This window comes from Paenibacillus sp. JT22N7 (assembly GCF_059383875.1).
In genome coordinates this window covers 154,455-174,847 of record NZ_JBXENY010000011.1, presented here as the reverse complement: position 1 = coordinate 174,847, position 20,393 = coordinate 154,455, and the positions used below count along the sequence as shown (strand labels likewise).

General features: G+C 49.2%; 23 protein-coding genes. 3 read left to right on the top strand and 20 right to left on the bottom strand.

Annotated features, from left to right (window positions below; translation table 11 throughout):
- Positions 1-4: 4 nt before the first annotated feature.
- The 13 genes from AC50Y5_RS26555 to AC50Y5_RS26495 all read right to left on the bottom strand — a co-directional run bounded on the left by AC50Y5_RS26555 (position 5) and on the right by AC50Y5_RS26495 (position 10,007).
- Entirely contained in the window at positions 5-286 is a 282-nt protein-coding gene (locus AC50Y5_RS26555; protein ID WP_494864227.1) for a ketopantoate hydroxymethyltransferase, read from the bottom strand.
- Positions 283-867, bottom strand: coding sequence for a putative phage tail protein (locus tag AC50Y5_RS26550; RefSeq protein ID WP_494864226.1), 585 nt, complete (start codon positions 865-867; stop codon positions 283-285). The genes AC50Y5_RS26555 and AC50Y5_RS26550 overlap by 4 nt, the downstream gene beginning before the upstream one ends.
- A complete protein-coding gene (locus tag AC50Y5_RS26545) occupies positions 860-1,939 on the bottom strand; it encodes a baseplate J/gp47 family protein (protein WP_494864225.1) in 1,080 nt (359 codons plus the stop codon). The genes AC50Y5_RS26550 and AC50Y5_RS26545 overlap by 8 nt, the downstream gene beginning before the upstream one ends.
- Entirely contained in the window at positions 1,932-2,333 is a 402-nt protein-coding gene (locus AC50Y5_RS26540; protein WP_494864224.1) for a DUF2634 domain-containing protein, read from the bottom strand. Before AC50Y5_RS26540 ends, AC50Y5_RS26545 begins: the two co-directional genes overlap by 8 nt.
- Entirely contained in the window at positions 2,330-2,605 is a 276-nt protein-coding gene (locus AC50Y5_RS26535) for a DUF2577 domain-containing protein (RefSeq protein WP_494864223.1), read from the bottom strand. The genes AC50Y5_RS26540 and AC50Y5_RS26535 overlap by 4 nt, the downstream gene beginning before the upstream one ends.
- Positions 2,602-3,570, bottom strand: a complete 969-nt coding sequence (locus tag AC50Y5_RS26530) for an XkdQ/YqbQ family protein (protein ID WP_494864222.1) — start codon at positions 3,568-3,570, stop codon at positions 2,602-2,604. Before AC50Y5_RS26530 ends, AC50Y5_RS26535 begins: the two co-directional genes overlap by 4 nt.
- A 4-nt stretch (positions 3,571-3,574) precedes the next feature.
- Positions 3,575-4,258, bottom strand: coding sequence for a LysM peptidoglycan-binding domain-containing protein (locus AC50Y5_RS26525; RefSeq protein ID WP_494864221.1), 684 nt, complete (start codon positions 4,256-4,258; stop codon positions 3,575-3,577).
- Positions 4,258-6,447 carry a phage tail family protein gene (locus tag AC50Y5_RS26520; protein WP_494864220.1) on the bottom strand — a complete coding sequence of 730 codons (2,190 nt, stop codon included), beginning with the start codon at positions 6,445-6,447 and terminating at the stop codon, positions 4,258-4,260. Before AC50Y5_RS26520 ends, AC50Y5_RS26525 begins: the two co-directional genes overlap by 1 nt.
- A 237-nt stretch (positions 6,448-6,684) precedes the next feature.
- Positions 6,685-7,107, bottom strand: coding sequence for a phage tail assembly chaperone (locus tag AC50Y5_RS26515; protein WP_056043746.1), 423 nt, complete (start codon positions 7,105-7,107; stop codon positions 6,685-6,687).
- A gap of 40 nt (positions 7,108-7,147) precedes the next feature.
- A complete protein-coding gene (locus AC50Y5_RS26510) occupies positions 7,148-7,612 on the bottom strand; it encodes a phage tail tube protein (protein ID WP_046229141.1) in 465 nt (154 codons plus the stop codon).
- A gap of 1 nt (position 7,613) precedes the next feature.
- On the bottom strand, positions 7,614-8,930 hold the full coding sequence (locus tag AC50Y5_RS26505) for a phage tail sheath family protein (RefSeq protein ID WP_494864219.1): 1,317 nt from the start codon (positions 8,928-8,930) through the stop codon (positions 7,614-7,616).
- Positions 8,931-8,933: 3 nt separating this feature from the next.
- Positions 8,934-9,122: a hypothetical protein gene (locus tag AC50Y5_RS26500; protein WP_494864218.1), complete on the bottom strand. Its 189-nt coding sequence runs from the start codon at positions 9,120-9,122 to the stop codon at positions 8,934-8,936.
- 270 nt (positions 9,123-9,392) lie between these two features.
- A complete protein-coding gene (locus AC50Y5_RS26495; protein WP_494864217.1) occupies positions 9,393-10,007 on the bottom strand; it encodes an RNA polymerase subunit sigma-24 in 615 nt (204 codons plus the stop codon).
- Between the two features lie 303 nt (positions 10,008-10,310).
- On the opposite strand from AC50Y5_RS26495, the gene AC50Y5_RS26490 reads away from it, so the two are divergent.
- Together AC50Y5_RS26490 and AC50Y5_RS26485 are read left to right on the top strand one after the other, a co-directional pair.
- Entirely contained in the window at positions 10,311-10,739 is a 429-nt protein-coding gene (locus AC50Y5_RS26490) for a helix-turn-helix domain-containing protein (protein WP_056043733.1), read from the top strand.
- 8 nt (positions 10,740-10,747) lie between these two features.
- On the top strand, positions 10,748-11,158 hold the full coding sequence (locus tag AC50Y5_RS26485) for an ImmA/IrrE family metallo-endopeptidase (RefSeq protein WP_056043730.1): 411 nt from the start codon (positions 10,748-10,750) through the stop codon (positions 11,156-11,158).
- Between the two features lie 83 nt (positions 11,159-11,241).
- On the opposite strand, the gene AC50Y5_RS26480 is transcribed toward AC50Y5_RS26485, so the two are convergent.
- The 4 genes from AC50Y5_RS26480 to AC50Y5_RS26465 all read right to left on the bottom strand — a co-directional run bounded on the left by AC50Y5_RS26480 (position 11,242) and on the right by AC50Y5_RS26465 (position 15,905).
- Complete coding sequence (locus AC50Y5_RS26480; RefSeq protein ID WP_494864216.1) at positions 11,242-11,721, bottom strand: GAF domain-containing protein; 480 nt, start codon at positions 11,719-11,721, stop codon at positions 11,242-11,244.
- A 3-nt stretch (positions 11,722-11,724) separates the two neighbouring features.
- On the bottom strand, positions 11,725-13,020 hold the full coding sequence (locus AC50Y5_RS26475) for a homocysteine synthase (protein ID WP_494864215.1): 1,296 nt from the start codon (positions 13,018-13,020) through the stop codon (positions 11,725-11,727).
- Positions 13,021-13,234: 214 nt separating this feature from the next.
- Positions 13,235-14,353 (bottom strand): PdaC/SigV domain-containing protein, encoded by a 1,119-nt coding sequence (locus tag AC50Y5_RS26470; RefSeq protein ID WP_056043720.1) that lies wholly within the window; start codon positions 14,351-14,353, stop codon positions 13,235-13,237.
- Positions 14,354-14,477: 124 nt separating this feature from the next.
- Entirely contained in the window at positions 14,478-15,905 is a 1,428-nt protein-coding gene (locus AC50Y5_RS26465) for an aldehyde dehydrogenase family protein (protein WP_494864214.1), read from the bottom strand.
- 241 nt (positions 15,906-16,146) lie between these two features.
- On the opposite strand from AC50Y5_RS26465, the gene AC50Y5_RS26460 reads away from it, so the two are divergent.
- Positions 16,147-17,385, top strand: coding sequence for an MFS transporter (locus AC50Y5_RS26460; RefSeq protein WP_494864213.1), 1,239 nt, complete (start codon positions 16,147-16,149; stop codon positions 17,383-17,385).
- Between the two features lie 84 nt (positions 17,386-17,469).
- On the opposite strand, the gene AC50Y5_RS26455 is transcribed toward AC50Y5_RS26460, so the two are convergent.
- Genes AC50Y5_RS26455 through AC50Y5_RS26445 form a run of 3 tightly spaced genes read right to left on the bottom strand, consistent with a single transcriptional unit; the run spans position 17,470 to position 20,391 of the window.
- A complete protein-coding gene (locus tag AC50Y5_RS26455; protein ID WP_056043712.1) occupies positions 17,470-18,483 on the bottom strand; it encodes an endo-1,4-beta-xylanase in 1,014 nt (337 codons plus the stop codon).
- Between the two features lie 16 nt (positions 18,484-18,499).
- The gene (locus tag AC50Y5_RS26450) at positions 18,500-19,423 is read right to left on the bottom strand and encodes a carbohydrate ABC transporter permease (protein WP_056043709.1); all 924 of its coding nucleotides are present in this window, start codon (positions 19,421-19,423) and stop codon (positions 18,500-18,502) included.
- A gap of 20 nt (positions 19,424-19,443) precedes the next feature.
- Complete coding sequence (locus AC50Y5_RS26445) at positions 19,444-20,391, bottom strand: ABC transporter permease (RefSeq protein WP_235533361.1); 948 nt, start codon at positions 20,389-20,391, stop codon at positions 19,444-19,446.
- Positions 20,392-20,393 lie beyond the last annotated feature (2 nt).

The window sequence follows — 20,393 nt, the reverse complement described above, 5'->3', positions numbered from 1 at the left end:
TATGTTACTCCTCCTTCACAAAAATCGTTTGAATCATGAGCGTGTCTGATGCAATCGGCAGGTTTACGGTGTTGTCGCTGACGGTTCCGGCTGCATTTTTCAGTTCAATGCGAGTGACGGTATCAACCGCGCTCTCGGGAATCAAATAATTCAGGCTAAGCTCGCTGTCCGTGACCGACTTCACAATAAAATCTGTAATCTCATAAGCTCCGCTATTCAGCACAACCTTCGTAATTTTCGAATCAATAAATTGGGCGACCTCCTGCTTAAACGTTGAAGTAATCACTTCACAATCACCTCCGCTTCCCTATCTGTAAATGGTGTAACGCCAAGCTTCCAGTTGCCGAGCCTAGTGTTCCGTACTAGCGGAACTCCAACAATCCGTTCTTCCAAAACAACGCCATCCATAATAGCCGTCTGCTGGCGATACACGATATTGGCCGGCTTAATCGCAGAAACCGTGCGCTCCACCTCTTGAAAAATATTAGCGTCGTCAATTGCCGCCGTTACCGTCAATATGAAGTTCTGCACATCAACAGTAGCGACTCCGCGGCCTGTACCGACAAGAAAGTCCAGCCGCTCCTGCAAATATCTCATCGTAAAAGGAGGCTTGGTCGAATAACGATTGACGATCCGTCTCCTGCGAAAATCAAAGGTTTCCGCATTCGGGTCGGCTTGAATGCCTAGCATTCTCTCCCTTCGCTTAATAGCGGGCAGGCTCGCCGTCATTACAAATCCATCATCCAGTTGCTGCAGTTGTGCCTGCTCCAGCAGAGCCAGCTCCACATCTTCCGTGGCTGCGAGCTTGATGAATTCTTTAATGTCCGCATACAGCTCCGGCCAATAGGATGAAACCGGCTTAGTCATGCACAACCACCGTCCCCAATAACGGGATTTCATCCTCAGCCAAAGCTAAATTGGCAGCGGCTCCGTTTAGCGTTGTCCCAAGTACATCCACTACTCCTGAAACAGTCAAAATCCGGGCCTCGATTTGAGCAATGCGAACGGTAAGCTCCTGCTGATTCATCCACTCTTGACGCAGCTCTAGCAAATAAGCGGAAATTTTATCCTCAATATCGCTTTGAACTTGTCCTATCGTCCGACCTGCCGCAAGCACAACCGTCGTCTCCACAGCAACCTGCGCCCCGTCGACACCCGTTACCGTTACCTCATGCCCGATTGGCGCCATACCAAGCCCAAGTCCGCTGTTGATGGTTGGATCAACGGCGGTCTGAACAAGCGCAATGAGCTGTTCCGCTGGTTTTGTCCAGTCCGCAGCAATCACCGTGCATTTGACGGTGCCGCCACCATTCCAGACTGGGAAAATTTTCGCCCCGCCTACGCCATCAATTGAGCTGATCATTTGCTTGTAATCAGCAATATTGCCGCCAAACGCTGGCTCGTTCACGACGCTGTAATACCTTGCCCGCAAAGCCTCATCCGTTTCAGCTTCTTCGCCAGGCACCAGAATTTGCGCAAGCTCTGCACGCGCCAGCCCATCAATATAAGCAAGCGGCAGCAGCGCCCCATATTTCTGATTGCCAACGATGCCCGCTGACTCACAGGTCAACGTGAAAAGTCCCGTTCCGATTTTCCCTGTCACCGTATACCTCAAATCATCGAGGGCAAACCTGCTCTGCAAAGGAACATCTACAAGCTGCCCATTGCTGCCAAAAAACTCCCCTTGCCGCTGGGCGAAGGTCGCTGGCTGCCTTTCCACACCAAACTCGGCCGTCCGCCGCTCCAGCCACTCGCCCGTGGCCGTATCCGCGAACAAAAGCGCCAGATTCACATCAAGCTGCGCATACATCTCAGACAGCTCGGCAGCTGCCGGCGCCAGGGCATCATAAATAACGCTGCCCTCTCGCTTATCTACATCATCTGAAACCCGGTCCAGCATACGCTGTAAAATAAAGCTGTACGTAAATGCCTCATACACGGGCCATCACCTCCTCTTTAAAGCTTCCTTCATCGGTAACCACTGTAAAACTCACCGCTGCCTTGTCCCCCTCAACCGTCAGTTCAAAATCAGTTACATCTGCTATTCGATCATCCGCCAGCAGCGCTTCGGTTACGCGGCGCTTGAGCTCAGAGCGTACATAGAGATGGGAGGATTCATTCAATAAATCCAGCTCGGAGCCATAATCAAAGCTATAGATAAAATAGCGATATCGCTCCGTTTGCAAAATTTTGAACACAGCCTGCTTAATCGCACTGAGGCCATCCGTCATGCCGGATATACGCTTATTGGCAAAATCGATATAATACGTGCGGCTAGGCTCAAATGCCGTTTCCGTCTCCAGCTCGTCGATAATTGCACCTTGTGGAATCATGCGCTCACCCGATCCAGCACGACGAACTGTTGTCCGCCCTGAATCCGAAGCAGCAGCACAATATCATCCACTTCCAAAGCGCGGCGAATCCGCTGCACATCGCTCACGCCTTCCGGAATAATTAAAAAATCCTCCGAAAGCGTGAAACGTTGGTCAACGTTCACTTCCAGAGGATTCGTGCCGGTTACCCGGCCGATTAACACAGCGACGGGGTTGCCCGACGCATGGGCGGCAGCGCCCGCTTTTTTAATTGCATCAAGCAGTGCCATCATATCACCTTCAATTCTAATGTCATCGTATGCGCGTCCGCTTCAAGCTTGTGGGAGCATTCATCGACCAGGAAATACTGTCCAATATCCAGTTCCTCTATGACAATCGGAACATAGGAGCCTGCACGCACGCGCAAATCGCCAATGGCTTCAATGCTGAGGCTGCGCTGCTCCCGATTTTTCAGCTTCAGCAGCTGGTCCAGCAATTCATTGATTTGCGCGCTGTTCATTTGCTCGTCGGCTACCTGATAAAATTGCAGCAGGCCCCATTTGGCAATATTCGCGCTGTCCTGCCCAATGTAGACGTCGCGCTTCCCGGTTTCCTTATTGTTTTGCACCACTTTGATCTTATTGTACGATTCACTGTCTATTGAGCTTTTGTAGCCAAAATCCGTCATCAGGCTCCAATCGCCAATGATAGAATCTGTCTTCATGTCCTCAATATTGCGTAGAGACAAAGCACCCGCTTCATCGAATAATACAAAATTGCCCTTATCATTAATTAGCGTATAGTCGAGCGCCTTGCACATAATATCCAGCAGCTTTTTGTTGTCCTCCACCATCGAAGGAATGACATACTCCGTCTCCGCCAGCGTTCCTATTTTCAAGCCCGTATCCTCAGCAATTTGCTTAATCATTTGGGTAGCGGTTTTGTTGCTGAACACATACGTATCGCTCATCAGCAAATAACGCAGCTGGTCATACGCCTTGATCGTAACACTCTCGTCCCTGCCAAAATTGTATTCAAACACATAGCCGTAAAATACGACCTTCCCATCCTTCGACAGCCGCACGACATCGCCATTGTTGACCGCAAACGCCTGATGCTGATAAGGGGCACCCTTAATAAGCGTAAAATCCAAGCTCGATGCGGAGCCTATCCGCTTCGTTTTATACGTTAGGGAAGGAACGAGATTTGTCACATTCCACACTTTCCCATTCCGGTTATCGATCAAAATTTCCAGCATCTCATCACCCCGGCAGCTTCAGCACCCTACCGACTTGCAGCTTGCGCAGCTCAGAATCGGCGATGCCATTCAGCTTCTGTATTTCCTTCCAACGCGACTCGTCACCGAGCTGTTTTTTGGCTACCCCAATGAGCGTATCGCCGCTAACGAGCGTGTAGGTTTTTGGAGTTTCTTTCGTCTGGCGCCCTTTTGTATCGCGTTCTTCATGAAAAGATTTTTCATGGCCTTTTTTAATTTCGACGGGTCTTGCTTTATAAAACACATACTTTTTCAGCCCCAGGCTGTACTCAATATCGCCCGAACCCGCCGCTTCCCGCCATTCAAATTTCTCAATACTGACGGCAAGATTCAGATCGAAGGAGGCACCTGTGAAAATAAAGCGGATCGGACGTTTCTTTTTCATCCAGTCCTGAATCAAGGTCAAATATACATAAGGCTCAAGCAGCGTCTCGCTGGCGATAAACGAATAATTCGCTCCGGGCGCAGGAAAAAAGCTGTCGAAGGAAATCTCCGTCAGCTTCGGGCTTTGAATCACATTAATTTCGCCAAGACCGGACACGTCGTAAGACTTGCCGCTAGTTGCGTCGCTAATTTGCAGCTCAGCTGGGTTAACCGGCAGTCGAAAGCCGCTTTTCTGATTGTCATAGCTGAGCCAAATACCGTACTCATGATGCTTGTTCGTAATCATTAAGCATACACCCCTTCCGCCGATGAAGCGATTTGCTCATTCAAGGAGCGCTCGATTCGGCTAATAATGGTGTCAATGTCCGTGCCATTGTTGATATCGCCGGTCTGCACGCTCACGGTCGGCTGGAGCGATACGAAGTTTTGAATATTTTTCATCTCCGCAAGCTCGCGCATCGTCTTGAGATCCTCGCTGGCGATGTCGACGGTGTCGTTAACTTTACCGACTTCATCGACTTTGTTGACGTTGGCGATGTTGCCTGCATTGCCGGCTCCCATGCCTGCAGTTCCTGCTCCAAGACCTGCTGCGCCTGCTCCGGCACCAGTGTTACCAGCTGCCATCGCTGTACTAGCCGGAGTCTCTAGCGTTGTTGGGGTTTCTACTGTTTTAGGTGCTGTAAATCCTCCACCTAAATCGGTACTAAAATTGTCCACAGTATTTGTCAGTTTATTAGCCCAACCTGCACCTTGTGAATATCCTTTATCATATGCGTCACCAGGACTCGAAGTAGCCATTTTAAAACCACCGAAACTCACATTCCCACTTGGTGCAGTAGGCTTCAACGAACTTATGGTTTTTGAATTAATTACCGGTATAAGCGGTATAGATACTCCGGGTATATTATTCAGTTTACTTATGAGAGAATTTATCTTTTCCCTCATAAAATCAATTCCGCTACCAAATTTATTAACAATGAAATTTACAACATTATAAAAGATATTTTGAATAGTGAAAGCTACCTTTGAAAAAATGTTATAGATGAATTGACCTACATCGACAAATGCATTCCACAACATAGCTATAAAGTTTTCTATTACTGCCCATAACCAATAAAATGCACCTACTATAGAGCCCACAACCTCCTCCATAGTTGTACCACTTAAAATGAAAGCAGCTATTAATATTCCCATCAATGCAATAATAATAAGCATTGGTATATTTATCATCAACCATCCTATAACCTGAGCCAAAAGAGGAGTTAGCATTGCCCATAATGCCCCTAACATCGCCCATAAACCTGTTAACATAGCAGGTATTAGTGTCAAGCCTATAATTAATAATGTCGCAGCAATAACAGGCCAAAATTGCGAGAAAATTGTTGCAACCCATAATGCAGCCTCACCCATAACAGTAAGTATGCTAGCTGCAAAATTCAAGCCAACATTCAACATATCGAAGAAGCCTTGAAGCTTTCCACTATCGAAGGCTTCAATAATCTTTGCAAACAATGGAGAGAGAATCGAAATTGCATCCATACCCGCACCAGCCAATGAGGTTTTCATGCTGTTTGCAATTGTGTCCAGTTGACTTTGAGGACTACTGTATACAACATCAAGCGCAGCTTGTCCAAGATGGGCATTTTCAAAGACTTGATTCAACTCTGTTAAAAAACCATCCATATCGCTATTGTTTATAAATTGTTGAGGATCAAAACCTTGTGCAGCCTCAGGAGCAATACCATATTGCCTAGTAAGCATTGTTGTATCACCATTCATGGCTGATTTTATGGCTTCACTCGACTTAGCAGTCCCCCCACCAGTAGGATCAAGTGCGGCAAGTTGAATAGCCATGGAAGTCATCTTTGTAAATTGTTCAATATTCTCTGCCATTGGCAATAGAGTTAGAGTGCTTTTTATGACCTCGCTAGGATCAACACCTGCTTGAATGGATTGCTGCCTAACCTGATCAAAAATAGCTGTACCCTTTTCTGTACTACCAGTCCGTGCAATTAGCATGTCTTTTTGTTGTTGTTCCTTCAAGGCCCCATTGATAGATAATGCAGCAACTTCAGCGGCTACTTTTAGAAATTCTCTTCCGACAGCACTAGCAGCGCTCAACATAATATCTTCAATCGGGCGATTTTCTGTCTTTACTCCTTTTAAATTCTCTATAGCTTTTTTCCCCTGCTCACCAAAAGCAGAAAACAATTTACTTAACCCCGAAACACCCGAACTGCTGCTAGTAGCTGCCGTCGCATTAAAATTTATGAGCATCTCATTAAGCGTAGAAACCAAACGCTTCATCTCATTCATCGTCTTATTCAGCTTAGAAAACTCTGCGGCTGCAGCCGCCATTTGATTAGTAGATGCAGCGCTTGATTGTGCCATGAACATCAGGGTGCTTTTCAGCTGATCCATCATTTTAACGGCACTGGCAGCAGCACTGGTATTAAAATTTATCGTACTCGCCATCCTTCCACCTCCTTACAGAACAAAAGCGCCCTCTAATAGAGAAGCGCCGTCCCGCTAACTTTCATTATTTCTTCTTCATCTTGGCCCGCTGCTTTTTCTCGCCCTCGATGCGGACATCGATCATGGCGTAGATCGCCGCCTTCTCGCGGCGCGACATGCTCATCAGCTCATGTGGCAAAATGCGAAGCTCGTGGAGGGCGTAGTAAGCGTAATTCGCTTCACCGTCGCCCTCTTTAATTAGTTTTTTACTTCATCGGCCAGCTCATTCAGGCTTTGATTGAAGCCGTTGATTTCCTGCACGCGCTGCACGAGCGAAGCATATTCGCCCGGACGCAGCATTTTGCGGAGCAGATGTTCAGCACCCATCGTGCCGTACGATTTTTGCAGCTCGGCATCCTTCAAGCTCGGATATTGAATGCTGCTTACGACCAGCTTGGCCAAATATTCATCCGTATTCGTCTCCGGTACGAAGGTGCCGTTTTTGCCTTTCACTTTGCGGGTTGCGGATTTGCGGCATTCTTCATTTTCCGCCTCCGTCATGCTGCGCAGCTCCCAGGCTACTGGATTGCCGTCTGCATCCTTGAATCGCTCGGACACGACGAATTTCTCCGTCGCCTCCGCAGCTGTATTTTGCGCAAAAAACAAGCTTAAGTCACTCATTTGCTACCTCCATGGATTGGGTTTATTGGGATAAAGCTATTTATACGCGTGCTGGCGCTTTGAAGCTTTCAGCAATATCGACGCCGTCGAAGGTGAACTCAAGCTCTTCCTCAAGCGCTTCGCTCTCCGTGTCGAGCTTGCCGATGATGACCTTATTCAGGTTGACGTTGTACAGCACAACCTCTTGGCGGCCGATTGTCGAAGTCGGATCTTCGTTGATAATGTGGACATCGAAGTTCGTATCAATGCCCGTTTTCACGTAATCGAGCATCATTTGGCGGAATTTCGACGTCACATAATAAACTGTCATGCTGCCGGTACCCGACCAGCCCGTCGCTTTATGCTGCAATGCGCGATGACCCAGCGTCTTAATTTCCGCTTTCGTCTTCTCCACGCTTGCTTCAAGCGTTTTAATATAGAACATTTCCTCGTTTTGGCCGTTGATTTTCGCATAAGCGCGTCCCTCTTGCCCCGAAATCGTATCTCCTGCATGCAAAAATGCCATATTACTTCACCGTCACTTTCATATATACTTTTTCAATGCTGTCAACCGGCTGGATGTAAACGTTGATGACGATGCTGTCGGATGCTTCGCCCGCTTCAACCGTCAGGTCCGTTTGGGAATTAAAGTTTTGAATCGCATTGCCATCCTGGAGCAGCGTCAAATATTTCACGCATTCGCTGCGGAATAGGCTGCGACCATCCGGGTTGTTATCGATTTTGCCAATGTATTGCGTCTCGAACAATTTTTTCATGTCGGTCGCAATGCCGTCCAGCACGCGGATAACACGGTTTTTCGCAAAAGAAGGATTTTTTCCCGGCACATAGGAGACCAGAGAATTAATATCCTGCTCAACGATGACACGGCCGCCGTTAGGAGTGAACAAAAATTCACCCGCACGCAAAGCCTGCTCGATTTGCGAATTCGAATAACGAACGTCGACATCCACTGCACCTTCGTACACACTGTAAGTAAGCGATTGGCTCATACTTGCGCCGGAAGTAGCAGCTGCCACCCATACGGTTGCTTGCTCGGCATTCACTTCTGTGCCGTCTTCCAGCTTGACGCCATTTTTCACGCTAATGATACCTTCATAATCCGATAGTGGAGCATTCGCCAGCACGACCTGAATTTTCTTGCCATCATTTTCGCGCAGTCTGCGGGCAAAAGCGGCGTAAACCGACTTCAGCGAGCTGTCGCCAGACACAAGCGCCACCGCATTAAATTCCTGCAGCTCAACAGCTGCTAAATAATCCAGATGATTTTGATTCGTCACCGTGCCATTCGCACCGCCAGCAAGTACTGTGCCAGCTGTCGCTACAAGCGCGCCAGTGCCGCTGAAATCAACGAAGCGATTGGATTCAAGGCCAGCAATCGCAGCCACCGTCTGCGAATCCACCTCTTCACCCGCCAAATAAGTAACAACGTCGAATTGATCTTCATCATCCACATTGCTCTGAACCGATACGGTAATCGCATTGCCGCGTGTACCGCCAAATTTAGCTGTTGCAACCAAACCGCCAATTGTTGCAGTCGCTTTCGTCCCTGCGTTCAAGCGGTAGAGCAGCAAAGTTTGTGCCCGTTTCAAAGCCTCACGAACGAGCAGCATTTCCGGTACGGTTACATCATAACCAAGCACGCTGCGCAGATCGTCGCCTGCTTTAATGGAAATCATCGTTTGCGGCGCACCCCAGTTCAGCGTCAGTGCCGTTGATACGATGCCGCGTTCCCCTACGTTTGCTGCCGATTGCGGCTCAGCCGCGAAATTAATGTATACCCCTGGTCTTGCCTTCGTTTGCGTTGTCCAAGTTCCTCCTGCCATGATCTACATGACCTCCTTTTGTGAATATGCTTGTAATTGCTGTTTGACCTGCTCATGGGAGTAAGTGCTGTGCTCGTCCAAAATGACATTCAGCACATCCTTCTCGCCTGCGGAATACCGCGCTGCTGCCAGCAGCTTCTGCTTGCTGTGCTTTGCTTCCATCGCGCTTTGCCGATTTTCCTGATCGTTCACCGCTGCTTCCCTCCTGTTTCCTCCAAGCTAGCCTTGCGGCGCTGTCCCCGCCTCAATCGGCGATTACCGGCCTTGACTCTGCTGCTGTAAAGCTTCCTTCGTCTGGAGCTACATGTCCTCACCCCCTTTCATATTGAGATATTTAAATTACTTCGAATTATGAAAAGAGGATTTAAAATACCTCACAAGCGTCGTTTGTTGCCGTTGCTCATTTGGTGACAATATCATAATAACACGGTTTTGGAGGCCGTTTCGGACACTCAGCGGACACTATACGGACATAAACCGGACAATCTCAGAAACCGCTTTTTGACGCCATCTGCGGAAGGTACGATCGACGATTCCAAGCTCCGATGCGACGAAGTCTGCTGGTTTTCCTTCAATATAACGGAGCCTCAGCAGCGTCGCATATTCAGGGAAGCAAGCCTCCAGCGCTTCCAGCGACTCATCGATCGTTTGCAGCTGGCGCTCCAAATCCTGCAGCTCGCTCAAACGTTCAATGACACCCTCATAACCTTCCGGCGCTGCACCTGCCCTTGCTTCAATAACTTTAGCGATTTTGCGGCTGAGCTCCTGTACGAGCTGCTCTTCATCGGCATTGCCCGGCTGGATTTGCTTTACTTCCCTAAGCTGCGCTTTCGTTCCAGCGGGGTACCTCGTCAAATGCGTATGTGCCAGCTTCTCTAATTGCTGCTCCTGCTTGTCCAAATACATATAGGAAGGAAGTCCGCGCAGCTGGCGATGAAGCTCCTGAAGCTTGTCATCCTCATATACGGTGCTAACCGTTAAACCGCTGCCTACCTTTTGCTTCTCAATCAGTTTTTTCCTGGCGACGAGACGCTTGTACGACTTTAATTGCTCAATTGTCATTTTTTCTACGTCCATTAAAATACCCTCTTTCTATTTAATTAAGTATTTTTATTACCCTATATTTCAAAAAAATAATAGCAGACCTGCGATATTGACAATACCATCGTTAAAAGGTAAAATATAAATATAGTATTAAAAATACGTTTCAGCCACTTAATTGGCTTATATACTCGCTTTCAAACGGTTAACTTGCTATTTTCAGTAGCATTTGCGGAATCATTTCATAGCCGCTGTAACGACTGTGAATCTTATTATAATTGATATTTATAATACCGTCAAGTATTATAAATACCTTTTCGAGAGACGGAGGGTATTACCATGGCGATGGGAGCAAGGATCAAGCAATTGCGCACACAACGAGGGTTAACACAGCAGGAAATTGCCGAACAGCTTGGCATGGGACGCTCAAATTTTGGGCATATCGAGAATGATCGTGTCGTCCCGACCAGTGAGGATTTGCAGAAAATTGCAGACATTTTGCATACGACTGCCGACTATTTGCTCGGACGCCGCGATGCGTTTGCGGAGCATGTGCCAGACTGGGCAACCGCTAAAGACAAACGCGATTTCAAAAAAATGCTGGAGGAGGACGGAGAAGTCATGTTTGACGGCGTTCCGATGAGCCAAGGCGACCGCCAGCGTGTCATGGATGTGCTGACCGGACTATTCTGGGAAGCTAAGCAAATGAACAAACGTACCCCCAAACCAGATATCACGGACAAAACAACAGATCATGCCGAAGGGTAGGTGCTGCCATGGACAAACTAATACTGCGCCTTGTACGAAAATTCCAGACAAGAGATCCTTTTGTGATCGCAAACGGTTTGGGAATCCATATTCGTTATGCCGATCTGGGGAATGAAACGCGAGGCTTTTATTATAAGAAGCTGCGCCGTCGGTTTATCGTCATACACGAGCGTCTGCCGGATGACTGGCAGCGTTTTGTTTGCGCGCATGAGCTGGGACATGACCGCCTGCATCCCGGCTTCAGCCGTTTTTGGTTGGACGAGCAGTCCTTTATCAATGTTGGAAAATATGAGCGCCAAGCGAATAAATTCGCCGTCCGCCTGCTGACCTCCGGCGACACGATTGGCCGCTCGGAATCCATTGGCGAGCTGCTGCAGCGTAACGGCGTGCCGAAGGAAATGGATAAGTTTTATTTTTAGCTGCGGCCCTGCCCATCAGAGGTGGAACAACGAAGAGCTCCAGAACGCCAATCGGCGGCCTGGAGCTCTTTATGCTAATCATTTTATAAATACTTCTCCAAAATCTTCACGAAAGCCGTTAACGTCGCCAAATCCGTCTCATCAAACCGCGAGAACAGCGGACTGTCAATGTCGAGAACACCAATAACCGCTCCATCCCGCTTCAATGGAATGACCAGCTCAGAATTCGATGCGCTGTCGCAGGCAATATGGCCGGGAAATTGATGCACATCCGCTACCAATATCGCCTCGCCGCGGCTAACCGCCGTTCCACAGACGCCTCTGCCCACTTTGATGCGCGTACATGCCGGCTTGCCTTGGAAGGGTCCGAGCACAAGCTCCTCCCCATCCAGCAAATAAAAGCCGACCCAATTAATATTGCTCAAAAATTGCTGGAGCAGCGCCGAAGCATTGGCCAGATTAGCGAGCTGGCTGGGCTCATCTTCGATAAGCCCCTCTAATTGCTTCAGCAGCAGGCGTTCGTTCTCTTCCTTCGTTCCTGTATAAAGTTGTTCTGCAAACATCGCTTACTCCTGACTGATTTTGATCGCTTGCTCCAAATCATAAATAATATCGTCAATGCCTTCGGTGCCGACAGATAAACGAATGAGTCCTGGCGTAACGCCGGATGCAAGCTGGCTTTGCTCATCCAGCTGCTGGTGCGTTGTGCTTGCCGGATGGATAATGAGCGACTTCGAATCGCCGACGTTAGCAAGATGGGAAAATAGTTCCACGCCATGAATCAGCTTTTTGCCTGCTTCTACGCCGCCTTTAATGCCGAAGCTGATAATTGCGCCTTGGCCCTTCGGCAAATATTTTTGCGCCAGCGCATGCGATGCGTGGCTTGCGAGACCTGGATAGCTTACCCATTCCACTGATTCGTGCTGCTCCAGATAGTTCGCTACTGCAAGCGCATTGGAGCTATGGCGTTCCATACGCAAATGCAGCGTTTCAAGACCTTGCAGCAGCAGGAACGAGTTGAATGGCGACAGTGAAGCTCCCATATCGCGAAGCAGCTGCACACGCGCTTTAATAATATAAGCAATCGCACCAACAGCTTGCGTATATACAAGACCATGGTAGCTTGGGTCCGGCTCAGTCAGACCTGGGAATTTGTCATTTTGCGCCCAGTCGAATTTACCACCGTCTACAATAACGCCGCCAATGGATGTTCCATGACCGCCAATAAACTTCGTCGCCGAGTGTACAACGATGTCTGCTCCATGTTCAATTGGACGAAGCAAATACGGGCTTGGGAACGTATTGTCCACGATGAGCGGAATGCCATTCTCATGGGCAACCGCAGCAACAGCTTCAATATCGAGCACATCGCCACGTGGATTGCCGATCGTTTCCGCGAATACCGCCTTCGTATTGCTATTGATCGCTTTGCGGAAATTTTCCGGATCGGAGGAATCGACGAAATGCACTTTAATGCCGAGCTTCGGCAGGGTATGAGCGAACAGGTTGTACGTACCGCCGTACAGGCTGGACGAGGAAACAATTTCATCGCCTGCGGATGCAATGTTCAGAATGGAGTAGGTGATCGCCGCTGAACCGGATGCCACGCCAAGTGCGCCAACTCCGCCTTCAAGCTCAGTAATCCGCTTCTCGAACACATCAGTCGTTGGGTTCATAATACGTGTATAGATATTGCCAAATTCCTCAAGTCCAAACAATCTTGCCGCATGATCTGTATCTTTAAAGCCATAGGAAGTCGTCTGATAAATCGGTACCGCACGCGATTGTGTAGCGGGATCAATTTGCTGACCTGCGTGTACCGCTAAAGTTTCAGGTGAATATTGTCTTTCTTGCTTAGCCATTATAAAAAACCTCCCAGAACGTTAGTTTTTCCAAGCTTACGAATATAACACCCTGCGTCATCACTAATCCTACCATTAAAGTAGGAATTAAAAACGATTATAGCAGATCTATGCAAAATTATACAGTAGGGAGACAAGCTTTCATACAAAAAAATATTCCGCCAGTCCTTGACAGAACTGGCGGAATACAGATTAAGCAATCCAAATTCTACTCTTACTCAAACGCCTCAAATGGCGTTACAAACTCCGGCATGCCCTCGGCATAAGACGTATACTCGTACTGCTCGAAAGCGATGGCGATTCCCTCATGCTTTAAGTAGAAGGAACGATTCGATTTAATGCCATCGAACGGTGCAATTAGCGGCAGCTTGCGTTCTTTAATTTGCTTGTTGATCGAAGCATTAATAATGGATAAGTATTTCGAATTGTAATCGGCAGCTTCCTTTAGCGTCAGCAGCTCGCCGTTATTGAGATCAAATGTATAAGGCACGCGGAAGGTCATCCCATGCGCTCCGCCCAGGTAGGAGTAATAATCCACATACAGGCTGAGGCGCCCCTGTTCATTATAGGTCACGTTAAATACGCCCTCGAAGGTCACCTTGGGAAACGTTGTACCCGGATTTTTCTTGATGTACGATGCATTTGTGGCCGTTGCTTTAGTAAGATCCTTCTGACCGGCTGCCGCATAGGACTCCGCTTCCTGCTTCAAAAACGTATTAATTTTCCCCTCAACCGTTTTATCCTTAAGGTCTTCAATAACCGGATAATTGACGAGCAGCGTTTGCTTGTCGTTATTTTCCTGAATCGAGCCCAGCGCAACCGTAAGCTCATTTTCCTCAATCGTTTGAATGACTACGGTCTTGCTGCCTTTCTCATAGGAAATGCCATAGCCCATCCGCTCCAGCAAGAAGCGCAGCGGCACATAAGCCGAGCCTTTATAAATAAGGGCCGAATCGCCGTATGTCTTCTGACCATTAATCACATAGCTGCCATCCTCCGGATTCGCCGTTAGCTTGCGGCCTCTTCCATCGAGTGTAATCGTCCGGCTATTCACATTCCACGTAATATCCAGGCCCAGCTTCTCATTGAGCGAGCGAATGCCAATATAGGTGCTGCCGTTAATGTTAATTGTCGGGATGGAATATTTGTAGTCGTCAATGATAAACGGTTGCGGGACGACGCGATAAGTTTGCACAGCCGTTGCCGCTGCTGCCTTCTCAATTGCAGGAAAACCAAATGCTGCAGGCGATGCGCCTACTATAAGGCTCGCTGCCAAAATCGAAGCAAGGGTACGTTTGTAGGTCATATTTTTAAAAGGATTCATATTCATCATTCATCTTCCTCTCCGTGAATTCATTATCATTGTAGACGCATATACCACCCTATAAGTTACAAACTGGCTAATAAAAATAGGGCTTAGGCGCGGAGCGACGAATCGCTCCGCTACTTGTTCCGGGCTACTTGTTCCGATTCACAATAACGAGCTTCATCTCCAGCATTTCTTCCACCGCATATTTAATGCCCTCGCGTCCTGTGCCGCTGAGCTTCACGCCGCCATAAGGCATTTGATCGACGCGAAACGTAGGAATATCGTTGATCAGCACGCCGCCCACATGCAGCGCATCCGCCGCATCAAGCGCTTTGCCAATATTTTGCGTGAAAATGCCTGCTTGCAGGCCGTAATTGGAGGCGTTCACCTGCTGAATGCCTTCCTCGATGCTGCTGATTTTATTGATCAGCACGATTGGCGCAAACACCTCCTTGCAGGAAACCTTCGCTTCCGCTGGCACATGAAGCAGCACGGTCGGCTGCATAACGCCTTGCTCGTCGACTCGGCCGCCAATAGCTAGCTCGGCGCCTAGCTGAACCGCTTCCTCCACCCAATCTATCGCCCGCTTCGTCGCGGTTTCCGAGATAAGCGAGGATACATCCGTATGCTCGCTCAGCGGATCACCTGTCCGCAGCGCTGCAGCTAATGCGATAAACTTGCTGACAAAGGCTTCATACAGCTCGTCCACTACAAAAATCCGCTGCAAGGATATGCAAATTTGCCCCTGATACGAGTAGGCCCCGGTTACGCACCGTGCCGCGACAGCATCGACGTCACTGTCCTTGTCAATTATGACAGCGGAATTCGAGCCCAGCTCCAGCGTCACCCGCTTCAGTCCCGCCTGCTTGCGAATGCCTATACCGACCTCTGGGCTGCCGGTGAACGTAATCATCTTCACGCGGGCATCCTGCACCAGCTTCTCGCCAAGCAGCTTGCCGTCTCCACTAATAACATTGAGCGCTCCCGGCGGCAGGCCAGCCTCCTCGAACAGCTTGGCAATGAAATAAGCGGACAGCGGCGTCTGCGGAGCAGGCTTCAGCACGACGGTGTTGCCTGCCGCAAGTGCGGGTCCCACTTTATGGGCGACCAGATTCAGCGGAAAATTAAACGGCGTAATCGCGCCAATAACACCAAGTGGCTCGCGCAGCGTATAGGCAAGCCGTCCTTCGCCACCTGGAGCAGCATCAAGGGGCACCATCTCGCCATGAATACGCTTCGCTTCTTCCGCCGCAAATTGATACGTTTGCACGGTCCGATCCACCTCGGCGCGAGCTGTCCTGATCGGCTTTGCCGCCTCCATAGCTACTATGCGCGCTGCTTCTTCCTTGCGTTCCTGCAAGAGCGACGCCACCTTGGCCAAAATTTCCGCCCGGCGGTAGGCGGGCAGCTTCCGCATAACCGCTGCCGCTTCCAGCGCCGCCTCAATCGCTTGATCGGCCTGCTCGATTGTTGCGCTCGCTACCTCAGCAATTACCTCGCCTGAATAAGGCGAGCGTAATGAATCGTACTGCTGTGCAGCTGCTTCCTGACCATTTACATATAAGTTTTGCTTCATTGCAGCTCGTCCTTCCTCTCCCAAAAACATACCTGTTTAACTAGCCCTATGTAACTATTTATAACCATAATTCGGGCCATTGAAGCGAAATCCCTTCTAGCGTACCAGATTCATGCTTCCAGTACATTCATATCCTTATACTTTCATAATGGCCGATGAAAAAGCTTATATTGAAAACAAGCGGGCGAGTCTATACAATGAGCAGGTACCAAATTTACTTTCCTTAAGGTGGCTATTGCAAATGCTCAACCGACTTCGTACCGTTAACAAAAATTATGCGCTGCAGCTCGCAGCTATTTTCATCGGCTTTATTGTGTTCGGCATTTCTGAAAATGTAAAAGGACCCGCGATTCCCCGGATCCAATACGATTTCGCCCTTGATGAACAGCAGCTTGGCTCCTTGCTGTCGCTAAACGCGCTCGGTTATATGCTCGCCTGCTCATTTACCGCTTTTCTGACACGCAAGTTCGGCGTCAAGCTGGTCACGCTGGTTGCATTCGGCTCGATGGTTCTCTCAGGCGTACTTATTTTCTTTTCCAAAAGCTATTCTTTCTTCGGGGCATCCTATTTCCTCATGTATATTGGCAACGGCATGCTGGAAATTGCGCTAGCGGTCATCGGGGCGCGCATCTTCGTGCGCAATGTCGGAACGATGATGAATTTATCCCATTTTTTCTATGGGCTCAGCTCAACCGTTGCCCCGATGATTGCCTCAGGCCTTATTACAGTGAGCGTCTACGGCCATGTTTTGGATTGGCGCGGCATGTATCTTATTATGCTGTCGCTCTGTCTCATTCCGATGATACCGACGCTGCTGAGCAAATTTCCCGGCGATGATCCAGCAGATGGGCCGCGCTCTGGCTTCCGGGAGCTGATGCGTGATCCGGCATTGTGGCTGCTGGCGCTCATTCTCACCTTCGGCGTCGTCGCAGAGCTTGCGGTAGGCGGCTGGCTGGTCAATTTTCTGGAGAAGGCTTACGCTTGGAAAAATGTTTCCGCAGCCGGCATGCTGTCCGCCTTCTTCCTCTGCTTCTCTGGGGCAAGGCTGCTGCTCGGCCCGCTTACGGACAAAATCGGCTTTAACTTGTCGCTGCTGCTCTTCGCCGGCGTATCATCGATCTGTACGTTTATCGCGGTGTTAGGCGGCGAATCGCTGGCGTTTCTGTTCGCCGCCGCCGGAATCGGCATTGCTCCGATTTATCCGACCGTTATGGCCTTCATCGCCAAGCGCTATCCGCGCGGCAGCGAATCCGCCATTACTTTTACGGTCACGATCATGGGCATCGGCAGCGTTATTTTCAACTATTTGATAGGCGCAGTTACCCAGCTGGTGAAAAATAGTTACGGCGCCGAGACGAAAATCGGCCTGCTGCGCGGACTTCAAGCCGGCTACGGCTTCATCGGCCTCTGCCTGCTCTTATGCGCGATAACCGGCGTTTTCCTCTACCGTTATTTAGCGGCGCGCAAAGAGCTAATCTAGCAGCCTGTCCGCCTGCTTAAAACGGCCTGACCCATTCGCGGGGCGCAAGTCTGAGCTCCGTGAATCGTCAGGCCGTTTTTCCTGTTACCAGCTTGCTATTTTCCAGAAGGCGGGCTTTGGCTGATGCTGCTCATCGAGAACAAATGGCCAATTTTTCCTGCCTCTCACCGGAAAGTTATCCAGCCACGTATAATCATCCGCCGCTCCCCAAAATGTTACCGATGTCAGTACCTCTTTATATTGCCTGAATAAACGAAAAACCTCCTCATATCGCTCTGCCTGCCGCTCCAGCATTTCGGCAGTCGGCTCGCGCAAGTCGGTGCGCTGGTCCTCGAAAGCAAATACGGACATATCCAGCTCCGTCATTTGCAGCTTCAATCCAAGCTCCGCATAACGCTCAATCGCCGAGCGAATATCGTCCAGGCTTGGATCATGCACATTCCAATGCCCCTGAAGCCCGATGCCGTGAATCGGTACGCCCTGATCCAGCAGCGACCGTACGAGCCGAATGATTTTGTCGCGTTTTTCGGGGAAGCATTCGTTATAATCATTGTAAAAAAGCAGCGCGGATGGGTCAGCCTCATGGGCAAACTCAAATGCTTTAGCGATATAATCCTCGCCGATGATTCGCAAATAGCTCGAATCCCGCAGCCACACGCCGCTTTTATCCTCGATGGCTTCATTCACCACATCCCAGGCGTAAATTTGCCCCTTGTAGCGGCCTACAACTGCGGCAATATGCGCCTTCATCCGGGCAAGCAACGTTTCACGGTTGGCAGAAGGCTCGCCATTCGCCCCGGCAAACAGCCAATCCGGCGTCTGATTATGCCAGACGAGCGTATGCCCGCGCAGCTTCATGCCATGCTCCTTTGCGAAGCTGGCGATTTCATCCGCCGCCTCGAAGGTATAGAGATGCTCCTGCGGATGCAGCAGCTCAAATTTCATTTCATTTTCTGCCGTCACACTGTTGAAATGGGCGGCCAGCACCTGCTGCTGCGTCTTAATCGTTCTTCGATTGACGGCAGCGCCAATATCAAAATAATCGCCGTATTGTGCGGCAAGCCCCGGAATTGCATTTTCCTCTTTTCTATCGCTCATATCCCATCCTCCTCCACTAGCCCTTCACACCGCCGACCGTCATGCCCTTCACAAAATATTTTTGCAAAAACGGATATACCATAATGATCGGTACGCTCGCTATAATCGTCATCGTAGCTCTAATCGAGGTAGGCGTGACAGACGTCACCCCGCTCTGGCCGGAAGCGAACTGGTCGGCTGCGGTCGATGAGGTGGCCGCCGTATTCGACGTCTGCAATATTTTCATCAGCTCATACTGCAGCGTACTCAGCTCAATTCGCGAGGAATTGTACAAAAATACGTCAAACCAGGAATTCCACTGTCCAACCGCCACGAACAGCGATACCGTTGCAAGCGCTGGTACAGTAAGGGGCAAAACGACGCGCATAAACGTCGTAAACTCGCCCGCTCCATCGATTTTCGCCGATTCCAGTATGCCGTCCGGCAGCCCTTCAATAAACGAACGTATAACGATCATATTAAATACGCCGATGATGCCGGGAATAATATAGACCCAGAACGAATTGATCAGGTGCAGCTCCTTAATTAATAGATAGCCGGGGATGAGGCCACCGCTGAAATACATGGTGAAGATAAAGGCGACCGTGACAAATTTGCGCAGCACAAAGCTTTGGCGGCTGACCGTATACGCCAGCATGGCGGTGCAGAACACCGACACTATAGTGCCCACGATCGTCCGCAGTGCCGAAATCGTCGTCGCATAATAAATCGAGGCCTCATTAAAAATGTATTTATAGTTGTCCAGCGTCCACAGCCTCGGCCATAAATAAATATTGCCGCGAATCGAATCATTCGCATCGTTAAACGACAGCGCGAACATATTGATAAAGGGATACAGCGTAACGATCATTAAGCCGACCATAAACACAATATTGCATAAATCGAACAGCTTATCCGGCCAATTATAAAATTTGCTCCGCGCCAAACGCCCTTCCTTCATAGCGATTCCTCCCTGCTTTGTTAAAATAGTCTGCTCTCGCCAAGCCGTTTCGCAATTCCGTTAGCAGACAAGAGGAAGATGAAGCTGACGGCGGTTTTGAATATGCCCGCGGCGGTCGCCAGCGAATAGTTGCCCATATCCATCCCGTATTTCAATACGAATATATCAAGGTTATCCGAGTATTCGACCGTCATCCCATTGCCCAGCAAATATTGCGGCTCGAAGCCCGACTCCAAAATATGCCCTAAATTCATAATGAGCAAAATGACGATGACCGATTTCAGGCCCGGCAGCGTAATATATCCGATGCGCTGGAAGCGGTTTGCACCATCAATTTCAGCCGCTTCATATTGTGCAGGATCAATCGTTGTAATGGCCGCGAGATAAATAATCGTGTTCCACCCGACATTTTTCCACACTTCCGCCGATCCGATAATGCCCCAGAAATACTCGCCCTTGCCAAGCCATAGTATTGGCTGATCGATAATATGCAATTTGACGAGCAAAATATTAATAATGCCCTCCGGCGAAAGCGCCGAGGATACAATGCTGGCCGCAACGACCCACGATATAAAATGAGGCAAATAGCTGATCGTCTGCACGACCCGCTTGAACAAAATATGGCGCAGCTCATTGAGCAATATCGCCAGCGTTATCGCCGTTAGAAAGCCGAAAACCAAATTAATCGTACTCATGACGATTGTATTGCGCAGCACCTGATAAAACGTATCGTCCTGAAATAAAAACTTAAAGTTTTTCCAGCCTACCCATTCCTGGTCAAACAGCCCCTTAGCCGGGCGGAATTTCTGGAATGCGATCGTCCAGCCCCATAGCGGCACATATTTAAATAACACCAGCCATAGCAAAAAAGGGACGGACATCGCCACTAGAACCTTTTGCTGCAGCAGCTTTTTGAAAAAAAAGGGCAGGCGCGAGCGCCTAAGCGCTCGCCCCTCATCGGTTGAAATAG

What these genes read in the sequence shown, in the direction of transcription:
- AC50Y5_RS26550 (WP_494864226.1), bottom strand. Translation starts at nt 867, where the DNA reads ATGACTAAGCCGGTTTCATCCTATTGGCCGGAGCTGTATGCGGACATT.
- AC50Y5_RS26540 (WP_494864224.1), bottom strand. Translation starts at nt 2,333, where the DNA reads ATGATTCCACAAGGTGCAATTATCGACGAGCTGGAGACGGAAACGGCA.
- AC50Y5_RS26535 (WP_494864223.1), bottom strand. Translation starts at nt 2,605, where the DNA reads ATGATGGCACTGCTTGATGCAATTAAAAAAGCGGGCGCTGCCGCCCAT.
- AC50Y5_RS26530 (WP_494864222.1), bottom strand. Translation starts at nt 3,570, where the DNA reads ATGCTGGAAATTTTGATCGATAACCGGAATGGGAAAGTGTGGAATGTG.
- AC50Y5_RS26525 (WP_494864221.1), bottom strand. Translation starts at nt 4,258, where the DNA reads ATGATTACGAACAAGCATCATGAGTACGGTATTTGGCTCAGCTATGAC.
- AC50Y5_RS26520 (WP_494864220.1), bottom strand. Translation starts at nt 6,447, where the DNA reads ATGGCGAGTACGATAAATTTTAATACCAGTGCTGCTGCCAGTGCCGTT.
- AC50Y5_RS26515 (WP_056043746.1), bottom strand. Translation starts at nt 7,107, where the DNA reads ATGAGTGACTTAAGCTTGTTTTTTGCGCAAAATACAGCTGCGGAGGCG.
- AC50Y5_RS26510 (WP_046229141.1), bottom strand. Translation starts at nt 7,612, where the DNA reads ATGGCATTTTTGCATGCAGGAGATACGATTTCGGGGCAAGAGGGACGC.
- AC50Y5_RS26505 (WP_494864219.1), bottom strand. Translation starts at nt 8,930, where the DNA reads ATGGCAGGAGGAACTTGGACAACGCAAACGAAGGCAAGACCAGGGGTA.
- AC50Y5_RS26495 (WP_494864217.1), bottom strand. Translation starts at nt 10,007, where the DNA reads ATGGACGTAGAAAAAATGACAATTGAGCAATTAAAGTCGTACAAGCGT.
- AC50Y5_RS26490 (WP_056043733.1), top strand. Translation starts at nt 10,311, where the DNA reads ATGGCGATGGGAGCAAGGATCAAGCAATTGCGCACACAACGAGGGTTA.
- AC50Y5_RS26485 (WP_056043730.1), top strand. Translation starts at nt 10,748, where the DNA reads ATGGACAAACTAATACTGCGCCTTGTACGAAAATTCCAGACAAGAGAT.
- AC50Y5_RS26480 (WP_494864216.1), bottom strand. Translation starts at nt 11,721, where the DNA reads ATGTTTGCAGAACAACTTTATACAGGAACGAAGGAAGAGAACGAACGC.
- AC50Y5_RS26475 (WP_494864215.1), bottom strand. Translation starts at nt 13,020, where the DNA reads ATGGCTAAGCAAGAAAGACAATATTCACCTGAAACTTTAGCGGTACAC.
- AC50Y5_RS26470 (WP_056043720.1), bottom strand. Translation starts at nt 14,353, where the DNA reads ATGATGAATATGAATCCTTTTAAAAATATGACCTACAAACGTACCCTT.
- AC50Y5_RS26465 (WP_494864214.1), bottom strand. Translation starts at nt 15,905, where the DNA reads ATGAAGCAAAACTTATATGTAAATGGTCAGGAAGCAGCTGCACAGCAG.
- AC50Y5_RS26460 (WP_494864213.1), top strand. Translation starts at nt 16,147, where the DNA reads ATGCTCAACCGACTTCGTACCGTTAACAAAAATTATGCGCTGCAGCTC.
- AC50Y5_RS26455 (WP_056043712.1), bottom strand. Translation starts at nt 18,483, where the DNA reads ATGAGCGATAGAAAAGAGGAAAATGCAATTCCGGGGCTTGCCGCACAA.
- AC50Y5_RS26450 (WP_056043709.1), bottom strand. Translation starts at nt 19,423, where the DNA reads ATGAAGGAAGGGCGTTTGGCGCGGAGCAAATTTTATAATTGGCCGGAT.